3 protein-coding genes are annotated in these 5,735 nt (G+C 44.5%); all 3 read right to left on the bottom strand.

The window, feature by feature from the left end; genetic code table 11:
* Positions 1–716: 716 nt before the first annotated feature.
* On the bottom strand, positions 717–2,126 hold the full coding sequence (locus O9332_RS00985; protein ID WP_002758131.1) for a GumC domain-containing protein: 1,410 nt from the start codon (positions 2,124–2,126) through the stop codon (positions 717–719).
* Between the two features lie 289 nt (positions 2,127–2,415).
* Positions 2,416–3,357, bottom strand: coding sequence for a glycosyltransferase family 2 protein (locus tag O9332_RS00980; protein ID WP_002758132.1), 942 nt, complete (start codon positions 3,355–3,357; stop codon positions 2,416–2,418).
* Between the two features lie 1,026 nt (positions 3,358–4,383).
* The gene (locus tag O9332_RS00975; protein WP_002758593.1) at positions 4,384–5,334 is read right to left on the bottom strand and encodes an undecaprenyl-diphosphate phosphatase; all 951 of its coding nucleotides are present in this window, start codon (positions 5,332–5,334) and stop codon (positions 4,384–4,386) included.
* Between the last annotated feature and the right edge of the window lie 401 nt (positions 5,335–5,735).

Below are 5,735 nucleotides of genomic sequence, written 5' to 3'. Positions count from 1 at the left end.
GGAGGGAGTCTGGCAAAAGTCTTACAGTCTCTAAACTCTAGCTCTCTTATGGGGTAAGCCTTCAAGCTATCGCTAACTAACAGAAACCCGAAATTTGAGTTTTTATTAGAAAAAAAGTTAGCGATCACTTGTCAACCAAGGGTTTCAGAATCTGGATTCCGTCGGGGATTTCCGAAAGTTCCAGAAGAGCGTTAGCTAGATTGAACAAATTTTTTGACAAGAAGGCATAATGGTCTATTTCTGACCATAAGGGATGGTTTTGACTGATAATATGACGTTCAACTAGCTTCATCTCTTGATTATACCTGATAACGTTCTTAAAATCTATCGGTGGCCAAAGTTACTTATTTTAGTTGTATAGCTACAGAAATGAGTAACTTTAAAAAGCTTTAGGTAGGTTTTTGGTTTCTGTGGTTAACCCCACATTAAGCCGAAAGTGGCAGTGGACAAAACAAGGGTTTTGATAGTGAGTTTCACGGGAAAATCTCCTTAAAAGGCTAGGTACAGTCAAAAGGGTACAACGTACCCTCCCACATCATATTTGTTTTTTTTATGAATGTCCACTACTTTTGATGTAGATTTTTTTTCCACGTTATGGTAAGGGAATCGGGGGACAGGGGGAAAACGCCCATCTGGTGGCGCAGTTAAGAAAGTCAGAAGCCAGAAATCGGGTGGGGAAGAAATTCTGTCTTCTGCCTTGATGGCGGGCAATCTGCCTACTGATGAGATTCTAGCCTCGTGGTTTTGCTATTGTCCCCATCCGAGAATAAATCATCGCTAAATAGATCATCAAGGGGCAGTTCTTCGTCAGAAGGTAAGGATTCTAGATTAGCCATTTCTTCATTATCCAACATACTGAAGAAATCTAGTTCTTCTTGGTCACTCGCAACAGAAGCAACTTTTTGGCGGTTAGATGCAACTGTGGGGGTTTCTTCCGCAAAATAATCGAATAATTCGGGGTTATTGCTGTCAGCGGTATCAGCAAATAAGTCATCTAGAAAATTTTGGTTATCAGCGAATTTTTCGGTGTCGGGGGCTAATAAATCAGAGAAACTGGGGTCACTGCTAACGGTTTCTTGAATCTGACCGTAATTACCCGATAATTCTTCTAGGCTACCGATAGTTCTCGTTTCTTCCTCTAATGTTAAACTGTTGAGAAATTCTATCTCAGCAGCGGACATCTCCCAGTCAGAGATTGCTGGTTCTGCCATGACGGGAAAATCTTCGCTCTCAGTCATTTCTGGAGAAACTAAGGTTTCTTCTGGGCTGTTTAAACCGTCAAATGTCTCCTCGAAAACGGAGGTTTCTAGGGGCATTTCGGGGGCAAATTCTGGTTCCAATACTAGGGTTTCTTCGGTGATAAAACCATCAAAAGGATTCATCTCACTGCTGAATTCTGATTCGGAACCAGGCGTTTCTAGGGGCGTTTCAGGGGCAAATTCTGGTTCCAATACTAGGGTTTCTTCGGTGATAAAACCATCAAAAGGATTTATTTCTTCGTCCCTGGGGCTATCGGGAAAATCATCCCAGGGTTCGACGATTTCAGTGGTTCGATCATCCACTACTGCTTGGCGGGCATTTTCTAGTCCTAACAGTTGGCTTTGATAACTCTGTTCTAGTTGTTGAATTTGCCACTGATAGCCCTTTTCTAATTCTAGAATCTGCGCCTGTTGACTTTGACGCAGAGCCTCTATTTCCCCTTGCTTCCCGTCTATAATCTCTTGTATTTGACTTTGGTAGCTTTGGCGCAATTCCTCGATTTTAGCCTCGTATTCCTGTTCAAGTTGCTGAATTTGGGTTTTATCGGCGACTTCCACTGCTTGAGCGGGAGTTGCGCTGGCTATCTCTTGCAAACGTCCTTGGCTATCTTCTAACTCTTTTTGCAATTTAGCCACTTCTTCTCTATAGGTGGCTTCGATATTGCGAATCCGTTCTTCGGAGAGAGCGAGTGGTTTTAACTGTCCTTTGCTGTCTTTTAACTCCTCTTCGGCTTTACCTAAATCCGCCCGAATTTTCGCATATTTTTGCCGTTCTTCCCTGATTTTTCCCTCTTGCAGGGCATATAAAGCCCCACCCCCGATCGCACCTCCACCGACAAAACCGATTAAAATATCGAAGATATTCATTATGGGATTCCTCCTCTAGGAAAATTTACTTTATAATATGCCCAATCTCAGAGGATAATTCACAAGGGGCAAATGTGGTCAGTGTTTTCCGCCGCTCTTTATGCTGATTGCTTTTGATTGTGGCAGCAATTATCAGAAAAAGAAAGCAAATATTCAGTTTTTTATCGGCAAATGTTCACCCTTAGGGCAGTTATCTCGATGGTGAGGTACAAAGTCTCTGGTTTTAGGGCGGGGTTAGTGACACCTCGTCTTTGTGAGAAACGCTTTCATCGGTGTTCGCCAAGACATTTCACTGAAGCTGCATTTCCCGATAAGCTTGATAAACGCCGCGCACGTTGTACCAATTGAGAAAAATGCGGGCAATTTCTAGGGCTAATTGCGGTTTACCTCGATCGATCAACCATTGTAACAGAGGGGAGAGGCTGCGTTCATTCAGGGTTCCCCCTAGGGAAAGTAAACCCCACAACAGTCGATGAATCCAAGTCATTTGAATCATCATCCGCACTTCCCAGGTGGGATGTTTTTGATAAAAAAGCACTCCCATTCGTCCTCGTTGAATTTCCTTATCGATGAGATTGGGAATTTGAGCGAGATTAAAGGGGGGATGCCAATGATAACCGACGGCTTCAGGACATTTAATTAATTTTAGTCCTAATTGCTTCAATCTCACCCCTAATTCCAAATCTTCCCAACCGTAGAGTTGAAACTGGGTATCAAATAATCCCGCCGCTAATAACCATTTTTTAGCGATCGCCACGTTGCCCGTGGCAAAATAGGCGGCGGAGAAATCGGTGATTTTATAGGGTTCACTGGTGGGATGCTCGAAGTTACAGGTATTAATGACACTGCCGTAGGTAAATAAGCGATCGCTGCCGAGACTTGCTGCCCCGGCGGTTAAAGCGTCGGCATGGGCTTGGAGAAAATTTTCTGTCACTACCAGATCGCTATCGATAAAAATAATCGTATCACCACGAGCTTTTTCTACCCCCAGATTCCTAGCGAGCGCCGGTCCGCCGTGATCCTGTTGCCACAGTTGCAGATGGGGTAAATTGCCTTTGTGACTTTCTAGCCAAGCGATCGTCGCATCGGTAGAGCCATCATCGACAAGGACTATTTCGTAGTTTTCCACCTTATTATCGGTTAAACGCTGATTTTCTAGGGCTAGTAAACATTTTTTTAAAATTGCTTGGCGATTGTAGGTAGGGATGACAACACTGATCAGCACGGGCATTCGGGGGTCAAGATTACCGTTTTAGCTTACCAAATAACCTCGGTTCCTTGATTAGACCTCCTGCAAAAACCAACAATCTTCGTTCAGGATTGAGGAGACAGGATTGAGGAGACTATTTTTATTTATTCTCCCCATCTCCCCACACACCACACCCCACACCCTACACCCGTTACAGTAGAGCAGGAAGTCGCCTTCCCACCCCCTGCTTCAAAACCGGACTTACGACTTTCGCCGTATCCGGCTCCTGAGTAACTAGGCTACTGTCATTAGTAGAATAATAATGGGAATTATTATTTCCTTGTCTATTCAACCCTCTTGGCTGTATCCCCACCAGACAAGATTGTTGGTTTTAGGGCGTATATGACCGTTGATTGTTGCTTAGACTTCCTAGTTACCCGTCCTTTGTCAGCATATCTTTGATATTACTCAAAGCCTTGGCTTTTAAGGACATCCTCTCCCTCTATTGACTTGCGGATGGTTTCCTACTGCCCCGAACGGGCAGAGTCAATCAGGGTTACTTCGTTCCCTATAACCATTGGTTGAACCGTATTTGATGATACTGTCCACAACAGAGTAACGGGAATGCCTTACTGATAGTGGTATGAGCTATCAGCCCCAACTCTGTTAACTTTTGTTTCGAGCCTGTCAGCCTTTTGGCTCGTGGGTGTTGACGATGGTTAATTCGTATCTTCGCCCCAGGGCTATCCATAGGTTCTGGCTCAACGGGTTTCTGATTTAGGCTATCAGATACCGCTTTTTTTTCCTCGCTCACTACCTCAGATGTACCAAGTCTAAAGCAGCAGGAAATGCCGTCACTCTAGGCATCTAGAGGACAGGACTAAGGTTATTACTAACCCGCACCTGTAGGGTTATAAAGTTATCAAGGTACTACATTTACCAAGCGGCTAATCCTCTAAACGTCTTACTGTCTAGTTTCTAGCCAACGAATCGCACCACACCCCACACCCTACACCCTGCCCCTAGGAAAAACTTTTTGCCGCAAACCCTAATTAGAATGCCAAAAGGTCAGGAAAAACGCCCCCAGGCCACACCAATCAGGATAGTAACCCCGAAAAAGAGACGATACCAGACAAAAACCCAGGTACTCTGTTTTTTGAGATAATCTAATAACCAAGCGATCGAAAGATAGGAAAATATCCCCGAGGAAATTACCCCAATAGCGAGGGGAATTAATTCACTGGTGTTAATCTGGTCGAGAACTCCTTTAAATTCCACTAAACCGGCTAAAGTTATCGCCGGAATCCCCAGCAGAAAGGAAAATCGCGCCGCTACGGCCCTTTCTAAACCCATGAATAACCCGGCAGTTAAGGTGGACCCAGAACGAGATACCCCCGGTATTAGGGCTAAAGCTTGGGCTAATCCCATTAAAACCCCGTCTTTTTGTCGCAAAGTCTCAAAACTGCGTTTATGTTTCCCGATTTTTTCGGCCGTAGCTAAGAGTAAAGACATGACTATAGAGGCACAGGCGATCGCTGTCATGCTTCTCAGGGGGGAATTATCTAAATCGGGAATGAAAAGTTTCATTAACAAACCGAAGAAAACAATCGGAATTGTGCCTAGGATAATCCCCACGGCCAAACGAAAATCCTGGGAACGATAATCGGAACTAGCCACCGCTTTCACCATTCCTGTGGATATTTGCCTTAAATCCTGCCAAAAATAGGACAATACCGCCGCAATACTGCCCAATTGAATCACTGCCGTATAGGTGACACCGGGATCTCCCCAACCCAAAAAGACGGGAATCACTTTTAGATGAGCGGTACTGCTAATCGGCAAAAATTCCGTCACTCCCTGCACAAATCCCAAAAAAATCGCCTGTAACCAGTTAATTTTTGCCAGAGGTATGGCGCTAGTGGTTGATTGGGCAATGGCGGCGGGTGTAATCGCCAAAATCACCGTTATTATCGCTAGTCCTAGCCATTTATAGCTTTTTTTCAGGAAGGAAAACATCATTTTTCAGTAAAAAAAGGGGTTGGGTGTGGGGTGTGGGGTGTGGGGTGTGAGAGTTGGGGAAATTAACTAATCAATATTACTGCCTTTTGTCTATCTCAATAGCTTTTTTTCAGGAAGGAAAACATCATTTTTCAGTAAAAAAAGGGGTTGGGTGTAGGGTGTGGGGTGTGGGGTGTGGGGAGACCACTTCGTGCGCGTTGCGGGGGGAGATGGGGAAATTAACTAATCAATATTACTGCCTTTTGTCTATCTCAATGGAACGAGAGGACTCCCGTTAAACCGCGTAGCGGTTAACGGGAGATGAATCGCCACCAGAATAAAACTAACGCGGTAGGGTTTCCACTTTTGGGGAGTTTTGGTTCTCGACGTATTTTTTTAGTTGTTCGATGGTAACGCCGCCA

Source organism: Microcystis sp. LE19-10.1B (assembly GCF_027530565.1).
GTDB lineage: Bacteria > Cyanobacteriota > Cyanobacteriia > Cyanobacteriales > Microcystaceae > Microcystis > Microcystis aeruginosa.
The sequence above is the reverse complement of the archived record's forward strand: the minus strand, read 5'-3'. Positions and strand labels throughout refer to the sequence as shown.